The sequence below is a fragment of the Sphingopyxis macrogoltabida genome (assembly GCF_001314325.1).
GTDB classification, from domain to species: Bacteria; Pseudomonadota; Alphaproteobacteria; order Sphingomonadales; family Sphingomonadaceae; genus Sphingopyxis; species Sphingopyxis macrogoltabida.
This window is the reverse complement of sequence record NZ_CP009429.1, coordinates 1,864,643-1,890,703: the sequence shown is the minus strand read 5'-3', so window position 1 is coordinate 1,890,703 and position 26,061 is coordinate 1,864,643. Positions and strand designations below refer to the sequence as shown.

The window sequence follows — 26,061 nt, the reverse complement described above, 5'->3', positions numbered from 1 at the left end:
GCGCATCTCCATCAATCGATTATGGCTTTGAAAGTAACGGTGCGGGTCTGGCCGCCCGCGACGGTGCCCAGCGCGACGGCGACCTTGGTGCCGTCGTAACTGCCCGCATCGCTGTCGGCCGCGTCGGACAGTGCGGTGGTGCCGAGCCTGATCGAACCCGCGACATAGCTGGTATTGGCCGGCACATTGTCCGAGACGGTGAGGCCGTTCAGCGAGCCGCTGCCCGCTGTCGTCGCGGTGATCGTATAGGTGATTGTTGCGCCCGGAACGGGTTCGGCGCCGCCGAAGGGATCGACGACGACCGCCGATTTGACGAGCGTCACCGTGGCCGCCGAGACGCGGAAGGCGCCATTGTCCTGGCCGTCGGCGCGGGTCGAACCCACCACGGCATCGCCGCCGCCTTCGCCCTTGCCGGCAAAGCTCGTTCCGGGGTTGCCCGTGCCGGTCTGCGCCGCCGCGACGAGGCTAACGATGCCGCGATCGCCGTCGCTGACCGTCGACGGGGTCGTCGCGATCACGAAAACCGTGATACTTTCGTCGGGGTCGAGCACCGGATTGTTGCTGCCCGGTGTATAGAGTGTGTCGGTGCCGGCGTCGAAAACGCCGTCGCCATTGTCGAGATAGATCTGGGTGACGGTCGGGTTATACTGGTCGCCGCCGCCGTTCGCGATCGTGCTGAGCACGAAGGCTTCCTCGCCGTTGCCGTTGTTGGTCACCGAAAAGGTCAGGACCTGGTTGGTCGCGCCCGGGGTCGTCGGGACGTCGGCCGGGTTGCTCGAATCGACGGTGACGTCGAGCAGTTCGTCGACGAGCAGGTCGACCTTGTTCGAATCGATCGTCTGCGTGCCGCCGCCATTGTTGAAGCTGGCGCTGGCGGTGTTGCTGATCGTCGAGCCGGCCCGGGTGCCGGCGGCGTGCGCATGCATCGGCAGCGCGAACGCGGCGAGCAGGGCGATGGCTGAACAGGAGGTTATGCGAAGCCGATGCTGCGCGCCCCCCACAGGCGCTTTCATCATGACAATATTGACTCCAAATGGCTGGTCCGGAGCCTGTCATGACGATGAAAGGGTAATTTCTGGTTAAATTGCCGGTAGGAATCAGTGTTCTGGCCCAGATGAGGACAGAAGATGCCGCATCGGGTCGCCGCCGCGAGCCGCTGGCGTGCGGGATCAAGCTCGCGTAAGACGGACCAACGGAACAAAAAGGGAGTGATGGGGCGTGGCCGAGGACAGGGGGAGGAAGGAGGCACGCCAGCCGCGCGCCAATCCCCTGCATCAGATCGAGATCGACGATTTTCGCCGCGACCGCCTGCTCGCGGCGCTGGCGCTGATATTGGGCGCCGGCTTTTGCCTCGGGCTTCCCTTTGCCTTGCAGGCGGGCGCCGAATTCTTCCTGCCGCTGACCGCCGCCATCGTCATCGCGATCGCGCTGGTGCCGCTCCTCGAATGGCTCGAGCGCCGCGGCGTGCCGTCGGCGCTGGCTTCGTTCCTGTCGCTCTCGGCCTTCCTGATGATCGTCAATGCGGCGCTGGCGATCATCGTCGTGCCGGCGACGGGATGGTTCGCGCGGCTGCCCGAATCGATCCCGCGCATCCAGAGCAATCTCGCGCCGCTGATCGATTTCTATTCGACCTTGCAGAAATTCGTCGACCGGACGCTGACCTCGGTCGCGACGGGGACCGAGGCGACCGCGCAAGCCGTTGCGGCGACCGCGCCGACATCGGTCATCGATTATTTCATCACCTCGGCACCGTCGGCGGCGATCCAGCTCTTCTTCGCGGTGCTGGTGATCTTCTTTTTCCTCGCCGGCTGGACGCGGCTGCGGCGCGGGACGATTCGCCGGCGCGGCAGCTTCGACGGGGCGATGCAGACCGCGCGCGTGATCCAGAATGTCGTCGATGCGACGGCGGATTATCTGGCGACGATCACGATGATCAACGCGATCCTCGGGCTGATCGTTTCCCTGCTGCTGTGGGCGCTCGGCATGCCATCGCCGTTCATGTGGGGCGGGATCGTCACCATCTGCAATTTCGTGCCCTATCTGGGGCCGATTGTCGCAGCAGTGCTGCTCGCGCTCGGCGGGCTGATGACCTTCGACGCTGTGGGGCTGGCGCTGCTCCCCGCGCTGATCTTTATCGGCGTGCATCTGGTCGAGGCGAATCTGGTGACGCCGCTGGTGCTGGGCAAGCGGCTCACGGTGAATCCTCTCCTGATTCTCGTGTCGCTCAGCTTCTGGGGATGGGTGTGGGGGACGCCGGGCGCGCTGCTCGCGGTGCCGCTCCTGCTGATCCTGCAAACGATCCTTCACTCGACCGGAACGCCCGATCTCGCAGGTTTTCTCTTCGAGCACGGCACGCTCACCACCACCGACGACGTGCGCGACCGATTAAATCGCACGAACGGCGAAAGCGACGGTTGACAGGGTGGAGCGCGGCGCATATTGGCGCCTCTCCCAAGCACACGCGGGTGTAGCTCAGTTGGTTAGAGTGCCGGCCTGTCACGCCGGAGGTCGCGGGTTCGAGCCCCGTCACTCGCGCCATTTCCTTCATTTTCGGAAGGGGATGGCCACCGCAGCTTGGGACTTTCGAATATCGGAATGTTACGGGATGGCGCGGCGCTTCAGCCGCGCCACCGCCCCAACTCCATCCAGCGGAGCAGGGGCTTCAGCGGCATGATCCAGATCACCCCGGTCACGAGATAGAAGACCGCCTGAACGAGTACCGGCCAGGTGCCGACCCACGGCGACAGGCCGACGATGATCACTGCCCATACGGCAATCAGCAACAGGATCAGGAACATGCCTGCCGGCTTGCGCCAGGTCGGCTGATGCTGGTCCCCGACGGGGTTTTGGCGATCCTGATTCACAAACGGTCTCCACAGACGATAAATTCTTGTTCGGTCAGCACCGCATCGAGCGCGATGTCGGTCGATTCGCGCGGCACGGCATCGACCTCCTGCACCGACCAGGCAACGCCGATCCGCAAGGCGGCCGGATGGGCCGCAAAATAACGGTCGTAATGGCCGCCCCCCTGACCGATTCGGCCGCCGTGCCGGTCGAAGCCGACCAGCGGGCAAAAGATGATGTCGGGAAGCGCCGAAGGGGCGTCGTCAACCGGCTGCCGGGTGCCCCAAGGCCCCTTTGTCAACGTCTCGCCCGGTTTCCAGCGCCGAAAATCCATCGTTTCGATGCGTGCGGCGTGGTGGGGCAGGGCAAGGGCGCCTGCTTCGCCGATCGCCGCGAACATCGGTATCACATCGGGCTCGTCACCCCATGCGGCATAGGCGCCGACGACGGCGTGATCGGCGATGAGGCCGGCGAGTGGAGCAGGGAGCGCGCGAAAAGCCGCGAGCTGCGCGATGCCGTCAAGGTTCGCCGCGAAATGGCGGCGCCGGAAGCGCAGCTTTTCACGCAATTGCTGCTTTTGAAGGGGCAGATCGGCGGACAAGTCGGTCAACGCCTCCTCTGGACTTCGGTAGCGGTTGGCGGGACCGCCGTGGTCGTTTGCCGGAAAATCCTCTGACGCCAGTAACGTCAGGTGGGGACCATATACGTCGGACCAGGGTCCGGGCAGGGACAGCCCCCTTGGATGATGTATCGCCTCAGGGATATTCGCAGCGGCTCGTGCCGGGCAGTGCCCGCCGTCCTCTATGTAGGGGCGCGGGTGCAGAGCCTCAAGGGGTTTGCGCCGCGCGGCGTGTCAGGGGATCTGTTCGACCTTGACCGCTAGCGCTTCGATCCGTTCGGCGATCTGGGACAGCGCGCGATCGTGCGTCGGGCTCGCTGCTGCGGGTGCCGGGGCGGCCGATGCCGCCTGCCGCAGGCTTTCGAGTTCCTTCAGCGCCGCCTGTTCGCGCGCCAGCGCCTCGCGCAGCTCGTCGCGTGCCGTGGCTTCGCGACTCTCGGCGAGCGCGACGGCGGCGCGGAGCGAATCGGACTGCGGTTCGGCCTTTTCGACCTTTACACGCGCTTCCTGCGTTTCGTCGGCGAGCATCAGCGCCGCGAAGAGCAATTGGCGAACCTCGGTTCCGCCCTGTATTTCGCGGGCCTTTTCATCGACGAGCGCCGCGAGTTGCAAGAGCTGCGACTCCTGCCCGTCGGCACAATGGACGTCGTAGGGGCGTCCGGCGACGGTGAGTTTGACGTCAGCCATGTTTCGCCTCCGCGATCAGCCGGTCGAGTTCGCCGATCACCGCGGCAACCTCGGCTTTCAGGCCGCTTTGGTCGCTTGCAGCCGCGAGCAACGGCGCGGGAGGGCGGTTCGCCTGTTCGGTGAGAGCCTTTTCGAGACGGCTGAGCGCGCGTTCGATCCGGCCGATGGCCAGGCTGGATTCGTCGAGATCGAGTTCCATGCCCAAGGGGTAGCAGCGTGACTTCGGGCGCGCAATCGCCTCTCGGCGCCGAAATAGGCGCGATTTTGTGCGGCTGGCGGTTGACTCCTGCCCCCACCCCCGCAAAGGGCTGTCCCCACCGAATCCGGCCATCCCATAATCCATCCCCGGGGGAAAAATGACACTGCCCGAACGCCAACTCGCCAACGCCATCCGCGCGCTTGCGATGGACGCCGTACAGGCCGCAAACAGCGGCCATCCGGGGATGCCAATGGGCATGGCGGATGTCGCGACGGTGCTTTATTCGGATTATCTGAAGTTCGATCCGGCCGATCCCAAATGGGCCGATCGCGACCGATTCGTCCTCTCCGCGGGCCACGGCTCGATGCTCGCCTATGCGACACTGCATCTCGCCGGCTATGCGCGCCCGACGATCGACGATATCCGCAACTTCCGCCAATTGCACAGCCCGTGCGCCGGGCATCCGGAGAATTTCGAGCTCGAAGGTATCGAGACGACCACGGGGCCGCTGGGGCAGGGGCTCGCGACGGCGGTCGGCATGGCGATCGCCGAACGCCATCTCAACGCGCTTTACGGCGACGATCTGGTCGACCATCGCACCTGGGTGATCGCCGGTGACGGCTGTCTGATGGAAGGCATCAACCACGAGGCCATCGGCCTTGCCGGGCATCTGGGGCTCGGCCGCCTTGTTGTACTGTGGGACGATAACAAGATCACGATCGACGGGTCGACCGACTTGTCGACGAGCGAGGACGTCAAGGCGCGCTACGCCGCGACCGGCTGGCATGTCGAGAGCTGCGACGGGCATGATCCGGCGGATATCCGCCGCGCGATCGATGCGGCGATCGCCGACGGCCGCCCGTCGCTGATCGCGTGCCGCACGCTGATCGGCTTCGGCGCCCCGAACAAGCAGGGGACGTCGGCGACCCATGGTTCGCCGCTCGGTGCCGACGAAATCGCCGCGACGCGCGAGAATATCGGCTGGACTGCCGAGCCCTTCGTCATCCCGGCCGACATCGCCGCTGCGTGGGCAGCGTTCGGCGAGAAGGGCAAGAAACTTCATGTCCAATGGAATGATCGACTTGCAAGCAGCGATAAGAAAAGCGAATTTTCTGAACGACTGAGCGGCAACCTCGTTCCGGGGGATGCCTTCAAGGCCTATCTGGACGGGCTGGTCGCCGAACCGCCGAAGGTCGCGACGCGCAAGGCTTCGGAAAATACGCTGACCGCGCTGACGGCCGATATCGCGGCGCTTGTCGGCGGCAGCGCCGATCTCACCGGTTCGAACAATACCAAAACATCGTCGACCAAGCCGTTGACGAAGGGCGATTATTCGGGGCGTTATATTTATTACGGCATCCGCGAGTTCGGTATGGCCGCGGCGATGAACGGCATGGCGCTGCACGGCGGCGTCGTCCCCTATGGCGGCACTTTCCTCGTGTTCGCCGATTATTGCCGCGCCGCGATCCGCCTCTCGGCGCTGCAGCAGCAGCGCGTCGTCTATGTGATGACGCACGACAGCATCGGGCTTGGCGAAGACGGCCCGACGCACCAGCCGATCGAGCATCTTCAGTCGCTGCGCGCGATGCCGAACCTGCTCGTGATGCGTCCCGCCGATGCGGTCGAGACCGCCGAATGCTGGGCGCTGGCGCTGGCGCAAGGCGACCGTCCCTCGCTGCTCGCGCTGACCCGCCAGAATCTCGCGCCGCTGCGTCATGACGTCACGGAAAATCTTTGCGCCAAGGGCGGTTACCGCCTCCGCGCCGCTTCCGCCGGACGGAAGGTCGTGCTGGTGGCAACGGGCTCGGAAGTGTCGCTGGCCGTCGACATCGCCGACAAGCTCGAAGCCGCTGGTCATGGCGCCGATGTCGTTTCGATGGTTTCGACCGAATTGTTCGACGAACAGACCGCCGCCTATCAGGCCGATATCCTGCCCGACGACGCGCTGATCGTCTCGATCGAGGCGGGCACGACCTTTGGGTGGGAGCGGTATACGGGGCGCCATGGCCTTCGGTTTGGCATCGACAGCTTCGGCGCGTCGGCGCCGATCGACGATCTTTATGCGCATTTCGGCCTGACCGTCGACGCGATCACCCCCAAGATTCTGGCCAAGCTCGGCAATTAAGGACCGGCTGGCCCCTCCGCAGAAAGGATTTTTGACATGGCAGTGAAGGTTGCAATCAACGGTTTCGGACGCATCGGCCGCAATGTCGCGCGCGCCATTTTGGAGCGGAACGACCATGATCTCGAACTCGTGTCGATCAACGATCTGGCCGACGCCAAGGCGAATGCCCGCCTGTTCCAGCGCGATTCGGTCCATGGCCCGTTCAACGGCACCGTCGAAGTCGACGGCAACGACCTGATCGTCAACGGCAAGCGCATCCAGGTGACCGCCGAGCGCGATCCCGCCAAGCTGCCCCACGCCGCCAACGGCATCGACATCGCGCTGGAATGCACGGGCTTTTTCACCGACCGCAAGGGCGGCCAGGCGCATCTCGACGCCGGCGCCAAGCGCGTGCTGATTTCGGCCCCCGCCAAGGAAGTCGACCTGACCGTCGTCTATGGCGTGAACCACGACAAGATCGGCGCCGAGCATGTGATCGTCTCGAACGCGTCGTGCACCACCAACTGCCTCGCGCCGATGGCCAAGGTGCTGCACGAGAAGATCGGCATCGAGCGTGGCCTGATGACCACGATCCATGCCTACACCAACGACCAGAAGATCCTCGACCAGATCCACTCGGACCCGCGCCGCGCCCGCGCCGCCGCGATGTCGATGATCCCGACCTCGACCGGTGCCGCCGTCGCCGTCGGCCTCGTCCTTCCCGAACTCAAGGGCAAGCTCGACGGCTCGTCGATCCGCGTCCCGACCCCCAACGTCTCGGTCGTCGACCTGACCTTCACGCCCAGCCGCGACACGACAGCCGAAGAGGTCAACAAGCTGCTGAAGGAAGCCGCCGAAGGCGAGCTGAAGGGCGTGCTCGGCTTCACCGACGAGCCGCTGGTCTCGATCGATTTCAACCATGATGCGCACAGCTCGACGATCGACAGCCTCGAAACCGCGGTGATCGACGGCAAGCTGGTACGCGTGCTGAGCTGGTACGACAATGAATGGGGCTTCTCGAACCGCATGATCGACACGGCGGGCGTGATCGCCAAGTTCCTCTGAGCCGGAAGGAAATAGCGATGACCGCGTTCAAGACCCTCGACGACATCGGCGACGTCACTGGCAAGAAAGTGCTGGTGCGCGTCGACCTGAATGTCCCGATGATCGACGGCGCGGTCGGCGACAAGACGCGGATCGAGGCAGCGATGCCGACGATCCGCGAACTGTCCGACAAGGGCGCCATCGTCCTGCTCCTCGCGCATTTCGGCCGCCCGAAGGGCGCAAAGAACCCGACGCAATCGCTGAGCCTCGTCATGGGCGGGGTCGAGGACGTGCTCGGCCACTCGGTGATGTATATCCCCGAATGCGTCGGCGAGGGCGCGAAGGCGGGGGTGGCTGTGCTCGCCCCCGGCGATGTCGCGGTGCTGGAAAACACCCGCTTCAATCCCGGCGAGGAAAAGAACGACCCGGCTTTTGCCGACGCCTTGGCCGAAATCGGCGATCTTTACGTCAATGATGCCTTTTCCGCGGCGCACCGTGCGCATGGCTCGACCGAGGGCGTCGCGCGCCGCTTGCCCGCTTACGCCGGCCGCGCGATGGAAGCCGAACTGAAAGCGCTCGACGCCGCGCTCGGCAATCCAGCGCATCCGGTTGCGGCCGTCGTCGGCGGGGCGAAGGTGTCGAGCAAGATCGATGTGCTGCGCAACCTCGTCGGCAAGGTCGATCACCTGATTATCGGCGGCGGTATGGCCAACACCTTCCTCGCCGCGCGCGGCGTCGATGTCGGCAAGTCGCTGTGCGAGCATGACCTGGTCGACACCGCCAATGCGATCTTCGACGCCGCCGACGCGGCGGGCTGCACGATCCACCTGCCGTACGACGTCGTGGTGGCGAAGCAATTCGCGCCGAACCCGCCAACCCGGACCGTAAACGTCCATGAGGTTGGGGCCGACGAGATGATCCTCGACGTTGGTCCGGCCGCGGTCGAAGCCTTGGCGGACGTGCTCAAAAACTGCCGCACCCTCGTGTGGAACGGCCCGCTCGGCGCGTTCGAGACCCCGCCGTTCGACACCGCCACGGTGGCGCTGGCGAAGACCGCGGCGGCGCTGACCCGCGAGGGTTCGCTGATCTCGGTTGCCGGGGGCGGCGATACGGTTGCCGCGCTCAACCATGCCGGGGTCGCCGCTGACTTCACCTTCGTCTCGACCGCGGGCGGCGCCTTCCTCGAATGGATGGAAGGCAAGCCTTTGCCGGGCGTGGAGGCGCTGCTGCAATGACGGCGCAGGTGGTCGGCCTTTTCGACACGCCCATCGTCGTCGATGAGTTGCCGAACGCCGCCGCCGTCAACGCCGCGCTCAAACCGCTGATCCTCGCCCGCCGCGCCGAAGGGCCCGGGGTGAACATCTCCAACATCGGCGGCTGGCAGTCGGAGCATGACGTCGCTGCCTGGGGCGGCGAGCCGCTGCAGCATCTGCTCCGTCACATTTTCGCGCTCGCCGATGCGCATTGCGTCGACATCGTCTCGCCGGGGGCGGCGCGCCATCGCTGGGCCAGCGACATCTGGGCCAATGTCTCGCCGCCGCAGGCGTCGAACCAGATGCACACGCATCCGGGCGCCTATTGGTCGGCGGTCTATTATGTCGACGACGGCAGCCAGCCCCATGGCGCGACCGGCGGCGAGTTGATCATCGAAGACCCGCGGATGCCGATGATCCTGATGACGATGCCCAATTTGCGGCTGCGGAGCGCGAATGGCGCGGTGCACGAGCCGCAACTGAAGATGAAGGTGCGGAGCGGACGGATCATCATGTTTCCGTCGTGGCTGAACCATGGCGTAATGCCGCATCAGGGGACGCGCGAGCGTATTTCGATCGCGATCAACCTGTTGGCGGTGCCGATAAACCCGGCTTGAGAGAGCCACTTTCGCGGCGCATTTGCATCCTTTCGCGAGGGTCGCTATGCGCGCCACCACATACGTATGCAACGAACCGGAGACGTTATGACCACCGCCAATGCCGACATGCTGAACCAGATCAAATCGGGGCAGGGCTTTATCGCCGCGCTCGACCAGAGCGGTGGTTCGACGCCCAAGGCACTGAAGGGCTATGGCATCGACGAAGACGCCTTTTCGAACGATGAGGAAATGTTCGGGCTGATCCACGCGATGCGCAGCCGCATCGTCACGTCGCCCTGCTTCAACGGCGAAAAGGTGATCGGCGCGATCCTGTTCGAACGCACGATGGACGGCGATGCCGGCGGCAAGCCGGTGCCCGCGCTGCTGTGGGAACGCGGCGTCGTGCCGTTCCTGAAAGTCGACAAGGGCCTCGAAGCCGAAGAAAACGGCGTCCAATTGATGAAGGCGAACCCCGACCTCGACACCCTGTGCGAGCGTGCGGTCGCCAAAGGCGTGTTCGGGACCAAGATGCGCAGCGTCGTCAATCTGGCCAATGCCGCCGGGATCAAGGCGATCGTCGAGCAGCAGTTCGCCGAAGCGAAGCGCATCGCCGCCCACGGTCTGGTGCCGATCATCGAGCCCGAAGTGAACATCAAGAGCGCCGAGCGCGACGCGGCCGACCGCCTGCTGCTTCAGGAAACACTGGCGGCGCTCGAAGCCTGGGATGGCGCCCCCGTGATGCTCAAGCTGTCGCTGCCGACCGAAGCCGGTCTGTTCCAGCCGCTCGTCGATCATCCGAAGGTGTTGCGCGTCGTCGCGCTGTCGGGCGGCTTTGCGCGCCCCGAAGCCTGCGCCGAACTGGCGAAGAACCCCGGCATCATCGCAAGCTTCAGCCGCGCGCTGCTCGAAGACCTGCGTCACCAGATGGACGACGCTGAATTCGACAAGTCGCTCGGCGGCGCGATCGACGAGATCCACGCGGCTTCGGTCGCCTGACGCGATGAAGGGCGGTTGGCAGGCCGTCGACGATTATATCGCCGGGACGCTTCTCGGCGACGACGACGGGCTTGCCGCCGCTCTCGCCAACAATGCCGCCGAAGGGCTGCCGCCGATCGACGTGTCGGCGGCGCAGGGCAAGATGCTGTACCTGCTCGCCCAGATGGCAGGTGCGCGGCGCATCCTCGAAGTCGGGACACTCGGCGGCTATTCGACAATCTGGCTGGCGCGGGCGCTGCCCGACGACGGGCGGCTGGTGACGCTGGAGCTCGAACCGCATCACGCCGCGGTGGCGCGCGCCAATCTGGAGCGGGCGGGCGTATCGGCGAAGGTCGATATCCGTGTCGGCGCAGCGAGCCAAAGCCTTGCCGCGATGGTCGATGAACCGCCGTTCGACCTTGTCTTCATCGACGCCGACAAGCAGAGCAATGTCCACTATGTCGCCGAAGCGATCCGCCTCGGCCGTCCGGGTACGACGATTATCGTCGACAATGTCGTGCGCGAGGGCGGGGTGCTGGAAGCCGGGAGCGACGATGAGCGGATCATCGGCACCCGCGCGCTGTTCGACATGCTCGCGGCCGACAAGCGGCTCGACGCGACCGCGGTGCAGACCGTGGGGGCGAAAGGCTGGGACGGGTTCGTGCTGGCGCGGGTGCGCTAAAGCCCGCCCGCAAAGCGGAACGAGAAGCGATAGTCTTCCGGCCTGATCGTCACGTCGGTGCGCTTTTCCGGCCGGACCGATTCGAGCGTGATGCTGCCGTCGGCCAGCGGCGTCGCTTCGCCGAGCGTCACTTCGAACGGCTGTTTTTCGCCGGTGGGCCGGAGCCACAGCATCTTCAGCTTTACCCGCCCCGCCCAGATGCAGCGGGCATTCATCGGGCAGCGGCTGTCCTCGATCACCGCGACCGGCTGAATCACCGGGCCGTCGGCATAGGCGCGCTGGCCGAGCGCGACGTTGCCGGCATCCGGAAGCGGGGTTTGCTGGCCGGTGGCGGCGCACGCCGACAGGGCAAACGCGGCGATGACGGCGGCGGCGGCGAGGCGGGGTGCGTTCTGCATTTGCCGGAGATTGGCGCCGTCGCTATGAACCCGCCATGACCACGCCCAACTGCCAGCTTTACCTGATCTCGCCGCTCGATGTCGGCGGCGATTTTCCTTCGAAACTGGAGGCGGCGTTGTCCGCCGGACCGGTCGCGGCATTCCAGTTTCGCGTCAAGGGCATCGACCAGCATGAAGCTGCGCGGCTCGCCGAACCGCTGCAGGCGATCTGTGCGGCGCACGAGGTGGCCTTCATCGTCAACGACGATGTCGCGCTGGCCAAGCGGCTGGGCGCCGATGGCGTCCATCTGGGGCAGGGCGATGGCGATCCCCGGGAAGCGCGCCGGCTGCTCGGGCCGAATGCGCAGATCGGCGTCACCTGCCACGCCAGCCGCCACCTTGCCATGGAGGCGGGCGACGCGGGGGCCGACTATGTGGCCTTCGGCGCTTTTTTCCCGACGACGACCAAGGCGGTCGAACATCATGCCGAGCCGGAAATCCTTGCGTGGTGGCAGGGATTGTTCGAGCTGCCGTGCGTCGCGATCGGCGGCATCACGCCCGGCAATGCGGCGATATTGATCGAGGCGGGCGCCGATTTCCTCGCCGTTTCGGGCGCCGTGTGGAACGACCCCGACGGCCCCGCGGCCGCGGTCGAACGGTTCCAAAAGCTGCTTGCGGGATGAACCGCCCGCGATTCCGTGCGTTGGAAAGACATGTCCAACGACAGGAATTGCCGATGAAATTTCCGACCCTGCTCTGCACCGCCGCCCTGATTACGCTGTCCGCCTGCGGCGGTTCGGGCGAGAAAGCCGATTCGCCGCCGAAGAGCGAGGCCGCGGCGAAAAAGCCCGAATGGAAGGACGACGGCATGGTGTCGCGCGATGGCGACACAGCCGCCGACGATGTGGCGCGGCCCGAGATGCAGTTGCAGGTCGTGCTCGACCGCCTCGGCTTTTCGCCGGGCGTTGTCGACGGCAAGATGGGGCTGTCGACCACCAACGCGCTCAAAGGGTTTCAGGAAGCGCAGGGGCTGACCGTCAGCGGCGAATGGGACGCGGCGACCAAAGCGGCGCTGACCGACAGCGCGAAGATCCCGGCGACCCGCATGGTGACCGTCCCGGCAAGCTACGTCGAGACTACTTTCGCGCCATTGCCCGAAAAAGCGGCCGAGCAGGCGAAGCTGGCGAGCATGGGCTATGAAACGCTCCTCGAGAAACTCGCCGAGCGTTTCCACACGACGCCCGATGTGTTGCGCACCTTGAATCCCGAGCTGGCGGACCCGGCGCCCGCTGCGGGCGAAGCGGCGGCCGCGCCGGCGCCGGCGCCCGTCGCCGCGGGGACGAAATTGCGGGTACCGAACGTCGGCGCCGATCGGATCGTCGCCGCCGATATCGATAACGCCGACTGGCTGGCGACGCTGTCGTCGCTCGGCGTCGGGAGCGGCCAGCCGCAGGCCGACCGGGTCGAAGTGTCGAAGAAAGCCGGAACGATGAAGGTCTTCGACGCGGGCGGCAAGCTGATCGCGCTGTTCACCGTGACCACCGGCTCGGCGCACGATCCGCTGCCGATCGGCAAGTGGAAGGTGAAGGGGGTCGGCCGCAACCCCGATTACGCCTTCGATCCGGCGCTGCTGCGCGGGGTCGCGGCGAGCGAGGGCAAGCACCGGCTGCCCCCGGGGCCGAACAACCCGGTCGGCGTGGTGTGGATCGACCTCAACAAGGAGCATTACGGGCTCCACGGCACGCCCGAGCCGCAGAATATCGGGCGCACCGAAAGCAACGGCTGCGTGCGGCTGACCAACTGGGATGCGGCACGGCTGGCGCAGATGGTGTCGGTCGGCACCAAGGTCGATTTCGTCGCCTGATGCGCTGGCAGGCCGCCACCAAACTGGTCCTGTGGACGGCCACCGTCACCGCGATCCTGACCTCGATCTATTGGGTCACCGCCTATGACCTGCTCGATGCGCCGTCGGCGGAACCGCGCCGGGTGAGCGGGGCGGCGCTCGATGCCGCTGCGCCGGTCGGCAAAGACAAGGCGGTCGGCATTCCGGTTGCGGGAATTCGCGCCTCGGAGCTGATCGATAGCTGGAGCCAGAGCCGGTCGGAGGGGCGGTTGCACGCGGCGATCGATATTCCCGCGCCGGCGGGGACGCCGGTTCTCGCGGCGATGGACGGCACGATCGAAAAGCTTTTCGCCTCCGGCCGTGGCGGTCGCACGATCTACCAGCGGTCGGCCGACGGGACGCTGATGCTCTATTACGCGCATCTGCAAGGCTATCGCCGCGGTCTTGCCGAAGGGCAGGCGGTCCGGCGCGGGCAGGTGATCGCGACGGTCGGGGCCAGCGGCAATGCCGATCCGGCGGTGCCGCATCTGCATTTCCAGATGATGCGGACGACGCCCGGCGCCGACTGGAATGCCGGCGAGCCGGTCAACCCCTATCCGCTGCTGACCGGGCTGCGCCCTACGCCTTAGCGCGGGCGCGGCGCGGCGCCGTCCTTGCGGTCGTCTTCGTTCGACGCTTGCGGTTTGCGCCAGCCGAACAGGCCGGCGGCCAGCACGGGGCGCAGCGGCTTGCGCGGCCTTTTGTCGTTGCGATCGGCGAGATGGATGTGTGTCATGTCGATGGAATCGCAGCTTTTCATGCGACTGGATTGGATCGATGCGTCAAAACGGCATCGCTTCGTCGCCTTTTCGCTTGCGTCGGGCGCGGGGCCCCGCAAGACAGCGGACGGGGAGATAACCGATGACCGAAGCCAGCAAGCCGACAACGGGAATGCGCGAACTGACGCTGCGCGCCATCGTGCTCGGCGGAATATTGACGCTGATGTTTACCGCGGCGAATGTCTATCTGGGGCTGAAGGTCGGGCTGACCTTTGCGACCTCGATTCCCGCCGCGGTCATTTCGATGGCGCTGCTGCGTTTCATGACCGGGTCGACGATCCTCGAGAATAATATCGTCCAGACGATCGCCAGCGCGGCGGGGACGCTGGCGGCGATCATCTTCGTGCTGCCGGGGCTGGTCATGGTCGGCTACTGGCAAGGCTTTCCGCTGCTCGAGACGACCGCGATCACGATGCTCGGCGGCATCCTCGGTGTGCTCTTCTCGGTCCCGCTGCGCCGCGCGCTCGTCGTCGATGCCGACCTGCCCTATCCCGAAGGTCGCGCCGCCGCCGAAGTGCTGCAGGTCGGCGCCGCGAGCGCCGAGGGGGCAGCGGAGAACAAGGCCGGACTGTCGGCCCTGCTGTGGAACAGCCTTGTCGCGGCCGGATTTACCTTGCTGACGCAGATGAAGGTCGCGGCGGGCGAAGTGTCGAAATGGTTTTCGGTCGGTACCGGCGCGACGGGCGTTGCGGGCGGACTGGGTTTCGCGCTGGTCGGCGTCGGCCATCTGGTGGGCCTCTCCGTCGGTATGGCGCAGCTCGTCGGACTGATCACCGGCTGGTGGGTGCTGTTGCCGATCCTGACGCAAGGCGGAAGCGGCGACGCCGAAACGCTGGCGAATACGGTGTTCCGCTCCGACGTCCGTTTTTTCGGCGCCGGCGTGATCGCGGTGGCGGCCATCTGGACGCTGATCAAGATCGCCGGCCCGGTGATCGGCGGGATTCGCTCCGCCATGGCCGCAAGCAAGGCGCGCCACGCCGGTACCGTACTCGCGGTCGGCGAACGCGACATCCCGATCGGCTGGGTGTTCGGCGGCTCGCTCCTCGTGCTTGTCCCGATCGCCTGGCTGCTCTGCTCCATCCTCGCCGGCGGACCGCTCGCTGGTTCGGCGGCGATCCTCGTCGCCGGCGCGCTGGTCTTCGTCGTGGTGATCGGCCTGATGATCGCTTCGGTCACCGGCTATATGGCGGGGCTGATCGGCGCGTCGAACTCGCCGGTGTCGGGCATCGGCATCCTCGCGATCATCGCCTCGTCGTTGCTGCTCGTCGGGCTCCTCGGTCGCGGCGGCGGCGAAGAAGCGAGCGCGGCGATGGTCGCCTATGCGCTGATCGTCACCGGCGTCGTGTTCGGCATCGCGACGATCTCGAACGACAATCTGCAGGACCTCAAAACCGGCCAGCTCGTCGGTGCGACGCCGTGGAAACAGCAGGTCGCGCTGATCATCGGCGTCTTTTTCGGCTCGCTCGTCGTGCCGCCGGTGCTCAATGTCCTCAACGAGACGCTGGGCTTCGTCGGCGTGCCCGGCGCAGGCCCCAATGCCCTCGCGGCGCCGCAGGCGGGACTGATTTCGTCGTTGGCGAAGGGCGTGCTCGGCGGCGATCTCAACTGGACGATGCTCGGCTACGGCGCGCTGGCGGGCGTCGGTTTCATCCTTGTCGACGAATTGCTGGGCCGCGCGGGCAAGCTGCGGCTGCCGCCGCTCGCGATCGGGATCGGCATCTATCTGCCGATGGCGGTCATCCTGCCCGTGGTGGTCGGCGCCGTCCTCGGCTGGTTCTATGACCGCTGGGCCGCAGGCCGCGCCAATCCGGGCTTTGCCCATCGTATGGGCGTATTGACCGCGACGGGTCTGATCGTCGGCGAAAGCCTGTTCGGCGTCTTCTATGCCGGCCTCGTCTACGCGACCGACAGCGACGCGCCGCTGGCGGTGGTCGGCGACAGTTTCCACATCCCGTCGATCTTCGTCGGCCTTGGCCTGTTCGCGGGGCTGATCGCGCTCAGCTATGCGCGGACACGCAAGGCGGTCACGACGACAGTATAGCCACGCACCGCTTGCCCTTCGACGCCGGCGCGGCTAAAGGCGCGCTCCTGTGACCGGCATGCGGACGCGTGCCGGCGGCTCTTTCCATCCTTGTGTAGCGAGTGTGCGCGATGAAAATCACCGGCGTTGAAATCCGTCCCGGCAATATTATCGAATATGAAGGTGGAATCTGGAAGGTCACCAAGATCCAGCACACCCAGCCGGGCAAGGGCGGCGCCTATATGCAGGTCGAAGCCAAGAACCTGATCGACGGACGCAAGCTGAACAACCGTTTCCGCAGCGCCGATACGGTCGAGAAGGTCCGCCTCGACACCAAGGATTTCCAGTTCCTCTATGCCGAGGGCGACGATCTGGTGTTCATGGACAAGGACAGCTTTGAACAGATCAACATCGGCAAGGATGTCGTCGGCGAGGCGCACGAGTTCCTGCAGGACGGCATGGACGTCGTGCTCGAGCTTTGGGAAGAGCGCCCGATTTCGGTCGAACTCCCCGAAACGATCGAAGCGACGATCGTCGAGGCCGATGCGGTGGTGAAGGGCCAGACGGCGTCGTCGTCGTACAAGCCCGCGATCCTCGACAATGGCGTGCGCGTGATGGTGCCGCCGCACATCACCAGCGGTACCCGCATCGTCGTGCATGTGTACGACCGCGAATATGTTCGCCGCGCCGACTAACTGAAATCACCGCCCGCAATTCGGGCGGGTGGAGATTTGACATGGCCGTATCGGGCATCATCACCGTCATGGAACGTGCCGCGCGCAAGGCGGGTACGAAGCTGCGCCGCGACTTCGGCGAGATCGAGCATTTGCAGGTCTCGCAAAAGGGGCCTGCCGACTTCGTATCGAAAGCCGATCAGGCGGCCGAGCGGACGCTTTACGACGAACTGACCCGCGACCGCCCGGGCTGGGGCTTCGTGCTCGAAGAGGGCGGGGTGATCGAGGGCGAGCCGGGCAAGCCGCGCTTCATCATCGATCCGCTCGACGGGACGTCGAACTTCCTTCACGCCATCCCGCATTTCGCGATTTCGATCGCGGTGCAGGAGCCGAAGCCGGGCGGCGGCTGGGGCGACGTCACCTCAGCGCTGATCTATCAGCCGGTGACCGACGAAAGCTATTGGGCCGAGCGCGGCCGCGGCGCCTGGCTGCACGACCGCCGCCTGCGCGTGTCGTCGCGCCGCCACCTCAACGAATGCCTGATCGCCACCGGCATCCCCTATATGGGCCATGGCAATATGGCGCAGTGGAGCCGCATCTTCGGTGCGGTCGCCCCCGAAGTCGCGGGCATTCGCCGTTTCGGCGCCGCCAGCCTCGACCTCGCATGGGTCGCAGCGGGCCGCTATGACGGCTTCTGGGAAAGCGACCTGCAGGTCTGGGACGTCGCGGCGGGCATGTTGCTGGTGCGCGAAGCCGGCGGTTTCGTCAGCGATTATCGCGGCGGCGACCGCGCGATCGAGCGCAGCGAATATATCGCCGGCAGCGGCGCCGTGCACTCGAAGCTGCAGAAACTGGTCGCGGGCGCGCTCCGCAACGCATGATGGCGGCCGGGGTATTCCGCCGCGTTAAAGGATTTCGAGAACGCGCCCGGATGCGATCCGCTGCGGTCCCGCACAGAGACCGAATTGCTGACCGACTGTGAGAGACAGGTTCCCGGTAAACGTCATCACCGCAAGCCGCACTTGTCCGGATTCTCCGAAAAATATCGGCTTATCGCAGGCTTTGACGTGCCCGGGATAAAGAACATTATTCACCAATATGCTGGGCCCCCAATCGGCGGTTATCGGCTTGTCGCGCGTTTCGGCGCCCGGGTCGACGTCAAACGTGACAAGCGCGATCAGGTCATATCCCGCATTCCGATTGAGGGTCTCGCTCACTTCTCGAAAACGAACTCGCGGAAGCTGTCCATCAGCGAGGACCAGGTGTTGAGGCTTTCGCCGACATTCTCGCGCGGGATGCCGGCGAAGTCGAGATCGACGTCCATTTCGAGCACCGGGTCGCCTTCATCGTCCTTGTAGGCGCGGGCAAAGCGCTTGTCCTTGTTCCACTGGTTGAGCCGGGTCAGCGCGAGGTCCTTCGCGTCGTTGAAGCCCATATAATATTGGATCGTCTTGCACCGCCGGTTGTCGGTGCAGTTCATGAAGATCACCAGGAACTTCATGTCGTTGCGGCTGCTTTCGATATAGGGATCGTCGCCGTCCTTCTGGATCAGCGTTGCGGGCCAGCCCTGCGACTCGAGGATCGTCTTGATCGTCGCCGGGTTCTGGGCGTTGACCAGTTCCGCCTGCGCCGGAGTCGCCGCGATCACGGTTGCCGCGCCCAGCGCCAGTGCCGTCCCCAAGATATGTTTTTGCATGAAAACTCCCTATTCGAAGCCGGGCGCTGGCGGCCCGGAAAGCCGACCCTTGCGGAAGGCGTAACACGGCAATAGCGCCCGCCGCCACCCACCCGAGTGCTTTTGATCACGATCATGCGAATTTAGCGCCCGCAACGCTTGCGAGGTGCGACTTGCTGGCCTAAAGCGCCCCGCAAGAACGGCGCCACAAGAGCGCCAGCAACACAGGACTGCGCGCCCCCATGGTCGACCTGACGCAATATTTGCCGATCCTGATCTTTCTGGCCATTGCGGTCGGATTGTCATCGGCGTTCGTTTTTCTGCCGATGGGCGTCGCCCGTCTGACCGGTGCGCATCAGCCCGATCCGGCGAAGCTCACCGAATATGAATGCGGCTTTCCCGCATTCGAGGATGCGCGCAGCCAGTTCGACGTGCGCTTCTATCTTGTTGCGATCCTCTTCATCATCTTTGACCTCGAAGCGGCCTTCCTCTTCCCGTGGGCGGTGAGCCTCGAAGAAATCGGCTGGGCCGGTTGGGCCACGATGATGATTTTCCTCGCCGAACTCACGCTCGGCCTTGTGTACGCGTGGAAAAAAGGCGCGTTGGATTGGGAATGAGCACTTCCAGCATCATCATGCCCGGCCAGATGCCGGTTGCGCCCGGTACGAACCCGGACCAGAACTTCTTCGACGACCTCAATAGCGAAGTCGGCGACAAGGGCTTTCTCGTCACCTCGACCGAGGATCTGTTCAACTGGGCGCGCACCGGCTCGCTGTGGTGGATGACCTTCGGGCTGGCGTGCTGCGCGGTCGAGATGATCCACGTCAACATGCCGCGTTACGATATGGAGCGCTTCGGCGCCGCACCGCGCGCGTCGCCGCGCCAGAGCGACGTGATGATCGTCGCGGGGACGCTCTGCAACAAGATGGCGCCGGCGCTGCGCCGGGTTTACGACCAGATGTCGAACCCGAAATATGTCATTTCGATGGGTAGCTGCGCCAATGGCGGCGGCTATTATCATTACAGCTATTCGGTGGTTCGCGGCTGCGACCGTATCGTGCCCGTGGACATCTATGTCCCCGGTTGCCCGCCGACCGCGGAGGCGCTGCTGTACGGCGTCATGCAGTTGCAGCGGAAGATCCGCCGCACCGGGACGATCGAACGCTGATGGCCAGTCCCGCTCCCCTGATCGCGCCCCGCGAGGGCATTGGCGCTGCGCTCGCAAAGCTGCTCGGCACCGACCTGATCGAGCATGTCTTCACGGTCGGCGAGGACAGCATTACCGTGCGCCGCGAAGCGGTCGCCGGTGTGATGATCGCGCTGCGCGACAATCTCGATTATCAGCAACTGATGGAAATCGCCGGGGTCGATTACCCGGAACGCGCCGAGCGCTTCGAGGTCGTCTATCACCTGCTCAGCGTCACGCGGAACCATCGGCTGCGCGTTCGCGTCTGCACCGACGAGGCGACGCCGGTGCCGAGCATCGTGCCCGTCTGGCCGGTTGCCGGCTGGCTCGAACGCGAAGTGTTCGACATGTACGGCGTGCTGTTCGCGGGCAATCCCGACCTCCGCCGCATCCTGACCGACTATGGTTTCCAGGGGCATCCGCAGCGCAAGGACTTCCCGCTCACCGGTTATATCGAGCTCCGGTACAGCGAAGAGGACAAGCGCGTCGTCTATGAGCCGGTAAAGCTGGCACAGGATTTCCGCAACTTCGACTTCCTCAGCCCGTGGGAAGGCGCCGACTATGTGCTGCCCGGCGACGAAAAGGCCGGCGGCACCGGCGAGGCGCCGGGCAAGGGCGCGCCGACGCCGATGACCGCCGCCGAGGTCAAGAAGGCCGACGACAAGGCGAAAGCGCCGCCGCCGCCGACCCCGAAGACGACCGAAAAGCCGGCCGATACCGGGGCAGGGGCGAAAACTAATCTGAAGGCCGCCAAGACGAGCCGCGACGGTGCGAAGGCAAAGCCGGCGACCAAGGCCGCCAAAACACCCGCGACCGCCAAGGCCGAGAAAGCGCCCGCCAAGCCGCGCGCGCCGCGCAAGCCCAAGACGGGAGGTGACGCATGACCGACTCTCCTCAGGTCAAGCACCACGGCAGCGACATGTTCGAAGGCTATCCGGTCGATACGGCGGATACCGCCGGCGATCAGGTCGTCACCAACTACACGATCAACTTCGGCCCGCAGCATCCCGCGGCGCATGGCGTGCTGCGCATGGTGATGGAGCTCGATGGCGAGATCATCGAACGCGTCGATCCGCACGTCGGGCTGCTGCATCGCGGCACCGAAAAGCTGATCGAGTACAAGACGTATCTGCAGGCTTTGCCCTATTTCGACCGGCTCGACTATTGCTCGCCGCTCGGCATGGAGCACAGCTATGTGCTGGCGATCGAGAAGCTGCTCGACCTCGAAGTTCCTGATCGCGCGCAATATCTGCGGACCTTGTTCGCCGAGTTGACGCGCATCTGCAACCATATGCTCAACATCGGCTCGCACGTCATGGACGTCGGTGCGATGACCCCGAACCTGTGGGTGTTCGAGCTGCGCGAGGATTGCCTGAACTTTTTCGAGCGCGCCTCGGGCGCGCGGATGCACTCGGCGTACTTCCGCCCGGGTGGCGTCCATCAGGATGTGCCCGAAAAGCTGCTCTACGATATCGGCGAATGGTGCGAAAAGCGGCTGCCGAAGCTGTTCGGCGACGCGATGAGCCTCGTCATCGACAACCGCATCTTCAAGCAGCGCAACGTCGACATCGCGACGGTGAGCAAGGAAGACGCGCTGGCGTGGGGTTTCTCCGGACCGATGATCCGCGGCAGCGGCATCGCGTGGGATCTGCGCAAGTCGCAGCCTTATGACGCCTATGCGAAGATGAACTTCGACATTCCCGTTGGCACGCGCGGCGACTGCTACGACCGCTTCATGGTCCGCGTGCAGGAAGTCTATCAGTCGGCGCGGATCATCCTGCAGTGCATCAACGAGATGCCGGCGGGACCGATCGCCAGCCTCGACCGCAAGGTCGTGCCGCCGAAGCGCGGCGAGATGAAGCAGTCGATGGAATCGCTGATCCATCACTTCAAACTCTATACCGAAGGCTTCCACGTCCCCGCGGGCGAGGTTTATGTCGCGACCGAAAGCCCCAAGGGCGAATTCGGCGTCTATCTGGTCAGCGACGGCACCAACAAGCCGTACCGCTGCAAGATTCGCCCGACGGCCTTTTCGCACTTGCAGGCGATGGACATGATGGCGAAGGGCCACATGCTGGCGGATACGACCGCGATCATCGGCGCGATCGACGTCGTGTTCGGGGAGTGCGACCGGTGAGCAGACTGGCAATCGCCGAGACGATGATCGCACACTACAATGCGCAGGACGCCGACGCCTATGTCGCGCTGATGACCGACGATGCGGCCGAAGCCGGCTATCGCGGCGCGGTCGTTCGCGACGGCAAGGAAGGCGTGCGCGAGGGACTGAAGGCGATGTTCGCCGAATTTCCCCAGAACCGTGCCGATATCCTGTCGGGTTACACGCTGGGCGACTTCGTCGTCCTGCATGAAAAGGTCGCCCGCTCGCCGGAGGCCGATCCGTTCGAGGTCATGTCGATCTATAGTTTTGAAGGCGACAAGGTGTCGCGTGTGGAGTTTGTCCGCTGATGGCCGACGCACCCCAAATCCCCGACGAAGCTGAAACCCGCGCGCGCTGGGGCGCTTTTGCGTGGACGGCAGAAAATGCCGAGAAGGCGAAGGCGGTCATCGCGCGCTACCCTGCAGGGCGCCAGCGCTCCGCGGTGATGCCGCTCCTCGACCTCGCGCAGCGGCAGGTCGGCGCCGAGACGCAGACGCAGGGCTGGCTGCCCGTGCCGGTGATCGAATATGTCGCCGCCGCGCTCGATATGCCGTTCATCCGCGCCTATGAAGTCGCGACCTTCTATACGATGTACAACCTCGTCCCCGTCGGCCGCTATCATGTGCAGGTCTGCGGCACGACGCCGTGCCTGCTGCGCGGGTCGGACGATGTCATGGCGGCATGCAAGAACCGCGGCATGGTCAAGGGCAAGACGACGCCCGACGGCCTGTTCACGCTGACCGAGGTCGAGTGCATGGGCACCTGCACCAACGCGCCGATGGTCCAGATCAACGACGACAATTACGAGGATCTCGATTTCGACAGCATGTCGCGCATCCTCGACGATCTCGCAGCGGGCAAGCAGCCCAAGACCGGTCCCCAGAATCCCAAGCGTCACACGAGCGAGCCCGAAGGCGGCCCGACGACGCTGACGGAAATGGTCAAGGCGAACCACGATTATCGGAAGGAGTGGTAAGCCATGCTGACCGATAAGGATCGCATCTTCACCAATCTGTACGGTTTCCAGCCGTGGAACCTCAAATCCGCGCAGGCGCGCGGCGATTGGGACAAGACGAAAGACCTGATGAAGCGCGGCCAGGACGCGATCATCGAGGAGATCAAGGCGTCGGGCCTGCGCGGCCGCGGCGGTGCGGGCTTTCCGACGGGGCTCAAATGGTCGTTCATGCCGAAGGAGCCGCGCGCCGACCGCCCGAGCTTCCTCGTCATCAACGCCGACGAATCCGAACCGGGCTCGTGCAAGGACCGCGAAATCATCCGCCACGATCCGCACAAGCTGATCGAAGGCGCGCTGATCGCCGGCTATGCGATGCGCGCCCGCGCCGCCTACATCTATATCCGCGGCGAGTTCATCCGCGAGGCCGAGACTTTGTTCGCGGCGGTGCAGGAAGCGTATGACGCCGGCCTGCTTGGCAAGAATGCCGCCAAGTCGGGTTATGACTTCGACGTCTTCGTCCACCGCGGCGCCGGCGCGTATATCTGCGGCGAAGAGACCGCGATGATCGAAAGCCTCGAGGGCAAGAAGGGCCAGCCGCGCCTGAAACCGCCGTTCCCGGCGGGTGCAGGCCTCTATGGCTGCCCGACGACGGTCAACAATGTCGAGAGCATCGCAGTCGTCCCGACGATCCTGCGCCGCGGCGCGCCGTGGTTCTCGTCCTTTGGGCGCGAGAACAACAAGGGGACCAAGCTCTTCCAGATCTCGGGCCATGTCGAGCGCCCGTGCGTCGTCGAGGAAGAGATGGGGATCACCTTCCGCGAGTTGATCGACAAGCATTGCGGCGGCATCCGCGGCGGCTGGGACAATCTGCTCGCGGTGATCCCCGGCGGTTCGTCGGTGCCGCTCGTCCCCGCAGCCGAAATCATGGACGCGCCGATGGATTTCGACGGGCTGAAGGCCGTCGGATCGGGGCTCGGCACCGCCGCCGCGATCGTGATGGACAAGTCGACCGACGTCGTTCAGGCGATCAGCCGCATCAGCTATTTCTACAAGCATGAAAGCTGCGGCCAGTGCACGCCGTGTCGCGAAGGCACCGGCTGGATGTGGCGCGTGATGGAGCGGTTGCGCACCGGCGACGCCGACATCAGTGAAATCGACACGCTGTTCGACGTGACCAAGCAGGTCGAAGGCCACACCATCTGCGCGCTCGGCGATGCCGCGGCGTGGCCGATCCAAGGCCTGATCAAGCATTTCCGCCCCGAAATCGAACGCCGCATCCGCGAGAATGGCGGCGCGCTGGAGGCAGCCGAATAATGCCTAAAGTTACCGTAGATGGCGTAGAACTCGACGTCCCGCAGGGCGCGACCGTCTTGCAGGCGTGCGAGATGGCGGGGAAGGAAATCCCGCGCTTCTGCTATCATGAGCGCCTGTCGATCGCCGGCAATTGCCGCATGTGCCTCGTCGAGGTCGCGCCCGGCCCGCCGAAGCCGCAGGCGTCGTGCGCGCTGCCGACCGCCGAGGGGCAGATCATCAAGACCGACAGCCCGATGGTCAAGAAGGCCCGCGAGGGCGTGATGGAGTTCCTGCTCATCAACCACCCGCTCGACTGCCCGATCTGCGATCAGGGCGGCGAATGCGATTTGCAGGACCAGTCGGTCGCCTATGGCCGCGGCGCGACGCGCTATGACGAGAACAAGCGCGCGGTCACCGAAAAATACATGGGTCCGATCGTCAAGACGGTGATGACCCGCTGCATCCAGTGCACGCGCTGCGTCCGCTTTGCGGAGGAAGTCGCGGGCGTCGAAGACATCGGCGCGATCTATCGCGGCGAGAATATGCAGATCACGTCGTACCTCGAACGCGCGGTCGCGAGCGAGCTGTCGGGCAATGTCGTCGACCTGTGCCCCGTCGGTGCGCTGACCAGCAAGCCCTATGCCTTCGAAGCGCGTCCGTGGGAACTGACCAAGACGCTCGGCATCGACATGATGGACGCGGTCGGCACCAATGTGCGCATCGACGCGCGCGGCCGTCAGGTCCTTCGGGTGCTGCCGCGCGTCAACGACGATGTGAACGAGGAATGGGCGAGCGACAAGACGCGCCACCATGTCGACGGCCTGATCCGCCGCCGCCTCGACCAGCCCTATGTTCGCGTGAACGGTGCGCTTCAGCCCGCGAGCTGGGCCGAAGCCTTTGCCGCCATCGCGGCGGTCAAGGCCGGCTCGTCGGTCGCAGCGATCGCGGGCGACCTCGCCGATTGCGAGACGATGTTCGCCGCGAAGGCGCTGGTGAGCGCGCTTGGCGGCAATCTGCTCGAAGGGCGTCAGACCGGGCTCGATTACGACGTCACCAGCCTGTCGGCGGTCAATTTCAACACCGGGATCGCCGAGGCCGAAAATGCCGACGTGATCCTGCTCGTCGGCACGAACCTGCGCTGGGAAGCGCCGCTGATCAACACGCGCATCCGCAAGGCGGTGTGGAAGAAGGGTGCCAAGGTTTTCGCGATCGGCCCCGAAACCGACCTGACCTACAAGACCGAATGGCTTGGCGACGACGCGTCGCTCGTCGCGAAGCTGCCGAAGCATGTCACCGACGCGCTGAAGGGCGCCGAGCGGCCGATGCTGATCTTCGGCGGCGGCGCGCTGTCGGTGCCCGGCGTCCATGGCGCGGGCCTTGCGCTCGCCAAGGCGGTCGATGCGGTCAAGGACGGCTGGAACGGCTATAATGTCGTCCATTTCTCGGCCGCGCGCATGGGCTCGCTGATGCTCGGCTACGGCCTGCCCGGCGGGATCAAGGACGTGATCGCGGCGAAGCCGAAGCTCGCCTTCTTCCTCGGCGCCGACGAGGTCGATTTCGCGGCGCTGCCCGATACGTTCAAAGTCTATGTCGGCCATCATGGCGACAAGGGCGCGCATGCCGCCGACGTCATCCTGCCCGCCGCTGCATGGACCGAAAAGGACTTCACGACGGTCAACACCGAAGGCCGCGTCCAGCGCAGCGAGAAAGCGGTGTTCGCGCCGGGGGACGCGCGCGAGGACTGGAGCATCTTCCGTGCCTTGGCCGACGCGCTCGGCGTCTCGGTCGGCTTCGACAGCTTTGCCGAGTGCCGCGCAGCGATGATCGCTGCGGTGCCCGCGCTGGGCGTCGAAGGGCTTGCCGGTTACGGCTGGACGGTGCCCAAGCTGCCCGCCAAGCCCGAAGCGCGCGCGATCCCGTCGCCGATCAAGGATTTCTACCTCACCAACGCCATCTGCCGCGCGTCGCCGACGATGCAGCGCTGCTCGGACGAATTGCTCCACGGCGCCGATTATGCGGAGGCCGCAGAATGACCGCCGCGCATGCCATCGCCAGC

30 protein-coding genes and 1 tRNA gene are annotated in these 26,061 nt (G+C 65.2%); 22 read left to right on the top strand and 9 right to left on the bottom strand.

Features of this window, described 5'->3' with window-relative positions; all coding sequences use genetic code 11:
- Positions 1-11: 11 nt before the first annotated feature.
- Complete coding sequence (locus LH19_RS09420) at positions 12-1,016, bottom strand: DUF11 domain-containing protein (protein ID WP_054727338.1); 1,005 nt, start codon at positions 1,014-1,016, stop codon at positions 12-14.
- 202 nt (positions 1,017-1,218) lie between these two features.
- Between LH19_RS09420 and LH19_RS09415 the strand changes: the two genes are divergently transcribed.
- Both LH19_RS09415 and LH19_RS09410 read left to right on the top strand, forming a co-directional pair.
- Positions 1,219-2,418 (top strand): AI-2E family transporter, encoded by a 1,200-nt coding sequence (locus LH19_RS09415; RefSeq protein ID WP_201258443.1) that lies wholly within the window; start codon positions 1,219-1,221, stop codon positions 2,416-2,418.
- A 43-nt stretch (positions 2,419-2,461) separates the two neighbouring features.
- Positions 2,462-2,538: transfer RNA gene (locus tag LH19_RS09410), tRNA-Asp, on the top strand.
- An 80-nt stretch (positions 2,539-2,618) separates the two neighbouring features.
- Here the strand turns inward: LH19_RS09410 and LH19_RS09405 are convergent.
- The 4 genes from LH19_RS09405 to LH19_RS09390 form a co-directional block, all read right to left on the bottom strand.
- Positions 2,619-2,864 (bottom strand): DUF2842 domain-containing protein, encoded by a 246-nt coding sequence (locus LH19_RS09405; RefSeq protein ID WP_257720447.1) that lies wholly within the window; start codon positions 2,862-2,864, stop codon positions 2,619-2,621.
- Positions 2,861-3,454, bottom strand: coding sequence for a 5-formyltetrahydrofolate cyclo-ligase (locus LH19_RS09400; RefSeq protein WP_054727335.1), 594 nt, complete (start codon positions 3,452-3,454; stop codon positions 2,861-2,863). The genes LH19_RS09405 and LH19_RS09400 overlap by 4 nt, the downstream gene beginning before the upstream one ends.
- 243 nt (positions 3,455-3,697) lie before the next feature.
- Positions 3,698-4,150: a cell division protein ZapA gene (locus LH19_RS09395; protein ID WP_054727333.1), complete on the bottom strand. Its 453-nt coding sequence runs from the start codon at positions 4,148-4,150 to the stop codon at positions 3,698-3,700.
- The gene (locus LH19_RS09390) at positions 4,143-4,349 is read right to left on the bottom strand and encodes a hypothetical protein (protein WP_054587910.1); all 207 of its coding nucleotides are present in this window, start codon (positions 4,347-4,349) and stop codon (positions 4,143-4,145) included. The genes LH19_RS09395 and LH19_RS09390 overlap by 8 nt, the downstream gene beginning before the upstream one ends.
- Before the next feature lie 157 nt (positions 4,350-4,506).
- On the opposite strand from LH19_RS09390, the gene tkt reads away from it, so the two are divergent.
- The 6 genes from tkt (at position 4,507) to LH19_RS09360 (ending at position 11,006) form a co-directional block, all read left to right on the top strand.
- A complete protein-coding gene (tkt, locus tag LH19_RS09385; protein WP_054727331.1) occupies positions 4,507-6,474 on the top strand; it encodes a transketolase in 1,968 nt (655 codons plus the stop codon).
- 36 nt (positions 6,475-6,510) lie between these two features.
- The gene (gene gap, locus LH19_RS09380) at positions 6,511-7,518 is read left to right on the top strand and encodes a type I glyceraldehyde-3-phosphate dehydrogenase (protein ID WP_054727329.1); all 1,008 of its coding nucleotides are present in this window, start codon (positions 6,511-6,513) and stop codon (positions 7,516-7,518) included.
- Positions 7,519-7,535: 17 nt separating this feature from the next.
- On the top strand, positions 7,536-8,732 hold the full coding sequence (locus LH19_RS09375; protein ID WP_054727327.1) for a phosphoglycerate kinase: 1,197 nt from the start codon (positions 7,536-7,538) through the stop codon (positions 8,730-8,732).
- Positions 8,729-9,367 (top strand): TIGR02466 family protein, encoded by a 639-nt coding sequence (locus tag LH19_RS09370; protein ID WP_054727325.1) that lies wholly within the window; start codon positions 8,729-8,731, stop codon positions 9,365-9,367. The genes LH19_RS09375 and LH19_RS09370 overlap by 4 nt, the downstream gene beginning before the upstream one ends.
- 87 nt (positions 9,368-9,454) lie before the next feature.
- Complete coding sequence (locus LH19_RS09365) at positions 9,455-10,345, top strand: fructose bisphosphate aldolase (RefSeq protein ID WP_054727323.1); 891 nt, start codon at positions 9,455-9,457, stop codon at positions 10,343-10,345.
- 4 nt (positions 10,346-10,349) lie between these two features.
- Complete coding sequence (locus LH19_RS09360; RefSeq protein WP_054727321.1) at positions 10,350-11,006, top strand: O-methyltransferase; 657 nt, start codon at positions 10,350-10,352, stop codon at positions 11,004-11,006.
- On the opposite strand, the gene LH19_RS09355 is transcribed toward LH19_RS09360, so the two are convergent.
- Positions 11,003-11,404 (bottom strand): hypothetical protein, encoded by a 402-nt coding sequence (locus LH19_RS09355; RefSeq protein ID WP_234716121.1) that lies wholly within the window; start codon positions 11,402-11,404, stop codon positions 11,003-11,005. The two genes, LH19_RS09360 and LH19_RS09355, sit on opposite strands and share 4 nt — an antisense overlap.
- 35 nt (positions 11,405-11,439) lie before the next feature.
- Between LH19_RS09355 and thiE the strand changes: the two genes are divergently transcribed.
- The 3 genes from thiE to LH19_RS09340 are packed head-to-tail and all read left to right on the top strand — an operon-like array spanning position 11,440 to position 13,855.
- A complete protein-coding gene (gene thiE, locus LH19_RS09350) occupies positions 11,440-12,066 on the top strand; it encodes a thiamine phosphate synthase (RefSeq protein ID WP_082395545.1) in 627 nt (208 codons plus the stop codon).
- A 53-nt stretch (positions 12,067-12,119) separates the two neighbouring features.
- Positions 12,120-13,247: a L,D-transpeptidase family protein gene (locus tag LH19_RS09345; protein ID WP_054727317.1), complete on the top strand. Its 1,128-nt coding sequence runs from the start codon at positions 12,120-12,122 to the stop codon at positions 13,245-13,247.
- Positions 13,247-13,855 (top strand): M23 family metallopeptidase, encoded by a 609-nt coding sequence (locus LH19_RS09340; protein ID WP_054727315.1) that lies wholly within the window; start codon positions 13,247-13,249, stop codon positions 13,853-13,855. The genes LH19_RS09345 and LH19_RS09340 overlap by 1 nt, the downstream gene beginning before the upstream one ends.
- Here LH19_RS09340 and LH19_RS28580 read toward each other — a convergent pair.
- Positions 13,852-14,001, bottom strand: coding sequence for a hypothetical protein (locus tag LH19_RS28580; RefSeq protein WP_156344022.1), 150 nt, complete (start codon positions 13,999-14,001; stop codon positions 13,852-13,854). The two genes, LH19_RS09340 and LH19_RS28580, sit on opposite strands and share 4 nt — an antisense overlap.
- 125 nt (positions 14,002-14,126) lie before the next feature.
- Between LH19_RS28580 and LH19_RS09330 the strand changes: the two genes are divergently transcribed.
- From LH19_RS09330 to LH19_RS09320, 3 genes are all read left to right on the top strand, one after another.
- Positions 14,127-16,085: an OPT family oligopeptide transporter gene (locus LH19_RS09330; protein WP_054727312.1), complete on the top strand. Its 1,959-nt coding sequence runs from the start codon at positions 14,127-14,129 to the stop codon at positions 16,083-16,085.
- 110 nt (positions 16,086-16,195) lie between these two features.
- Positions 16,196-16,759 carry an elongation factor P gene (gene efp / locus LH19_RS09325; RefSeq protein WP_054587901.1) on the top strand — a complete coding sequence of 188 codons (564 nt, stop codon included), beginning with the start codon at positions 16,196-16,198 and terminating at the stop codon, positions 16,757-16,759.
- 41 nt (positions 16,760-16,800) lie between these two features.
- Positions 16,801-17,619, top strand: a complete 819-nt coding sequence (locus LH19_RS09320) for an inositol monophosphatase family protein (protein ID WP_054587900.1) — start codon at positions 16,801-16,803, stop codon at positions 17,617-17,619.
- Between the two features lie 24 nt (positions 17,620-17,643).
- Here LH19_RS09320 and LH19_RS09315 read toward each other — a convergent pair whose 3' ends face one another.
- Together LH19_RS09315 and LH19_RS09310 are read right to left on the bottom strand one after the other, a co-directional pair.
- The gene (locus LH19_RS09315) at positions 17,644-17,955 is read right to left on the bottom strand and encodes a hypothetical protein (RefSeq protein ID WP_054727310.1); all 312 of its coding nucleotides are present in this window, start codon (positions 17,953-17,955) and stop codon (positions 17,644-17,646) included.
- Positions 17,952-18,434: a YbjN domain-containing protein gene (locus LH19_RS09310; protein WP_054727308.1), complete on the bottom strand. Its 483-nt coding sequence runs from the start codon at positions 18,432-18,434 to the stop codon at positions 17,952-17,954. Before LH19_RS09310 ends, LH19_RS09315 begins: the two co-directional genes overlap by 4 nt.
- Positions 18,435-18,655: 221 nt before the next feature.
- Between LH19_RS09310 and LH19_RS09305 the strand changes: the two genes are divergently transcribed.
- The 8 genes from LH19_RS09305 to nuoG are packed head-to-tail and all read left to right on the top strand — an operon-like array spanning position 18,656 to position 26,038.
- Positions 18,656-19,030 carry an NADH-quinone oxidoreductase subunit A gene (locus LH19_RS09305; protein ID WP_054727306.1) on the top strand — a complete coding sequence of 125 codons (375 nt, stop codon included), beginning with the start codon at positions 18,656-18,658 and terminating at the stop codon, positions 19,028-19,030.
- The gene (locus LH19_RS09300) at positions 19,027-19,581 is read left to right on the top strand and encodes a NuoB/complex I 20 kDa subunit family protein (RefSeq protein WP_145923404.1); all 555 of its coding nucleotides are present in this window, start codon (positions 19,027-19,029) and stop codon (positions 19,579-19,581) included. Before LH19_RS09305 ends, LH19_RS09300 begins: the two co-directional genes overlap by 4 nt.
- Entirely contained in the window at positions 19,581-20,483 is a 903-nt protein-coding gene (locus LH19_RS09295; RefSeq protein ID WP_054727303.1) for an NADH-quinone oxidoreductase subunit C, read from the top strand. The genes LH19_RS09300 and LH19_RS09295 overlap by 1 nt, the downstream gene beginning before the upstream one ends.
- Positions 20,484-20,518: 35 nt before the next feature.
- Entirely contained in the window at positions 20,519-21,736 is a 1,218-nt protein-coding gene (locus LH19_RS09290; RefSeq protein WP_201258471.1) for an NADH-quinone oxidoreductase subunit D, read from the top strand.
- A 23-nt stretch (positions 21,737-21,759) separates the two neighbouring features.
- Positions 21,760-22,065 carry a nuclear transport factor 2 family protein gene (locus tag LH19_RS09285; RefSeq protein ID WP_054733273.1) on the top strand — a complete coding sequence of 102 codons (306 nt, stop codon included), beginning with the start codon at positions 21,760-21,762 and terminating at the stop codon, positions 22,063-22,065.
- Positions 22,065-22,733 carry a complex I 24 kDa subunit family protein gene (locus tag LH19_RS09280; RefSeq protein WP_054727299.1) on the top strand — a complete coding sequence of 223 codons (669 nt, stop codon included), beginning with the start codon at positions 22,065-22,067 and terminating at the stop codon, positions 22,731-22,733. Before LH19_RS09285 ends, LH19_RS09280 begins: the two co-directional genes overlap by 1 nt.
- A 3-nt stretch (positions 22,734-22,736) precedes the next feature.
- Positions 22,737-24,026: an NADH-quinone oxidoreductase subunit NuoF gene (gene nuoF / locus LH19_RS09275; RefSeq protein WP_054727297.1), complete on the top strand. Its 1,290-nt coding sequence runs from the start codon at positions 22,737-22,739 to the stop codon at positions 24,024-24,026.
- On the top strand, positions 24,026-26,038 hold the full coding sequence (gene nuoG, locus LH19_RS09270) for an NADH-quinone oxidoreductase subunit NuoG (protein ID WP_054727296.1): 2,013 nt from the start codon (positions 24,026-24,028) through the stop codon (positions 26,036-26,038). Before nuoF ends, nuoG begins: the two co-directional genes overlap by 1 nt.
- Positions 26,039-26,061 lie beyond the last annotated feature (23 nt).

Excerpts from the sequence above, each read along its gene's own strand:
- LH19_RS09420 (WP_054727338.1), bottom strand. The coding sequence starts at position 1,016 with ATGATGAAAGCGCCTGTGGGGGGCGCGCAGCATCGGCTTCGCATAACC.
- LH19_RS09395 (WP_054727333.1), bottom strand. The coding sequence starts at position 4,150 with ATGGCTGACGTCAAACTCACCGTCGCCGGACGCCCCTACGACGTCCAT.
- LH19_RS09390 (WP_054587910.1), bottom strand. The coding sequence starts at position 4,349 with ATGGAACTCGATCTCGACGAATCCAGCCTGGCCATCGGCCGGATCGAA.
- tkt (WP_054727331.1), top strand. The coding sequence starts at position 4,507 with ATGACACTGCCCGAACGCCAACTCGCCAACGCCATCCGCGCGCTTGCG.
- gap (WP_054727329.1), top strand. The coding sequence starts at position 6,511 with ATGGCAGTGAAGGTTGCAATCAACGGTTTCGGACGCATCGGCCGCAAT.
- LH19_RS09375 (WP_054727327.1), top strand. The coding sequence starts at position 7,536 with ATGACCGCGTTCAAGACCCTCGACGACATCGGCGACGTCACTGGCAAG.
- LH19_RS09370 (WP_054727325.1), top strand. The coding sequence starts at position 8,729 with ATGACGGCGCAGGTGGTCGGCCTTTTCGACACGCCCATCGTCGTCGAT.
- LH19_RS09365 (WP_054727323.1), top strand. The coding sequence starts at position 9,455 with ATGACCACCGCCAATGCCGACATGCTGAACCAGATCAAATCGGGGCAG.
- LH19_RS09360 (WP_054727321.1), top strand. The coding sequence starts at position 10,350 with ATGAAGGGCGGTTGGCAGGCCGTCGACGATTATATCGCCGGGACGCTT.
- LH19_RS09355 (WP_234716121.1), bottom strand. The coding sequence starts at position 11,404 with ATGCAGAACGCACCCCGCCTCGCCGCCGCCGCCGTCATCGCCGCGTTT.
- thiE (WP_082395545.1), top strand. The coding sequence starts at position 11,440 with ATGACCACGCCCAACTGCCAGCTTTACCTGATCTCGCCGCTCGATGTC.
- LH19_RS09345 (WP_054727317.1), top strand. The coding sequence starts at position 12,120 with ATGAAATTTCCGACCCTGCTCTGCACCGCCGCCCTGATTACGCTGTCC.
- LH19_RS09340 (WP_054727315.1), top strand. The coding sequence starts at position 13,247 with ATGCGCTGGCAGGCCGCCACCAAACTGGTCCTGTGGACGGCCACCGTC.
- LH19_RS28580 (WP_156344022.1), bottom strand. The coding sequence starts at position 14,001 with ATGACACACATCCATCTCGCCGATCGCAACGACAAAAGGCCGCGCAAG.
- LH19_RS09330 (WP_054727312.1), top strand. The coding sequence starts at position 14,127 with ATGACCGAAGCCAGCAAGCCGACAACGGGAATGCGCGAACTGACGCTG.
- efp (WP_054587901.1), top strand. The coding sequence starts at position 16,196 with ATGAAAATCACCGGCGTTGAAATCCGTCCCGGCAATATTATCGAATAT.
- LH19_RS09320 (WP_054587900.1), top strand. The coding sequence starts at position 16,801 with ATGGCCGTATCGGGCATCATCACCGTCATGGAACGTGCCGCGCGCAAG.
- LH19_RS09310 (WP_054727308.1), bottom strand. The coding sequence starts at position 18,434 with ATGCAAAAACATATCTTGGGGACGGCACTGGCGCTGGGCGCGGCAACC.
- LH19_RS09305 (WP_054727306.1), top strand. The coding sequence starts at position 18,656 with ATGGTCGACCTGACGCAATATTTGCCGATCCTGATCTTTCTGGCCATT.
- LH19_RS09300 (WP_145923404.1), top strand. The coding sequence starts at position 19,027 with ATGAGCACTTCCAGCATCATCATGCCCGGCCAGATGCCGGTTGCGCCC.
- LH19_RS09295 (WP_054727303.1), top strand. The coding sequence starts at position 19,581 with ATGGCCAGTCCCGCTCCCCTGATCGCGCCCCGCGAGGGCATTGGCGCT.
- LH19_RS09290 (WP_201258471.1), top strand. The coding sequence starts at position 20,519 with ATGTTCGAAGGCTATCCGGTCGATACGGCGGATACCGCCGGCGATCAG.
- LH19_RS09285 (WP_054733273.1), top strand. The coding sequence starts at position 21,760 with ATGATCGCACACTACAATGCGCAGGACGCCGACGCCTATGTCGCGCTG.
- LH19_RS09280 (WP_054727299.1), top strand. The coding sequence starts at position 22,065 with ATGGCCGACGCACCCCAAATCCCCGACGAAGCTGAAACCCGCGCGCGC.
- nuoF (WP_054727297.1), top strand. The coding sequence starts at position 22,737 with ATGCTGACCGATAAGGATCGCATCTTCACCAATCTGTACGGTTTCCAG.
- nuoG (WP_054727296.1), top strand. The coding sequence starts at position 24,026 with ATGCCTAAAGTTACCGTAGATGGCGTAGAACTCGACGTCCCGCAGGGC.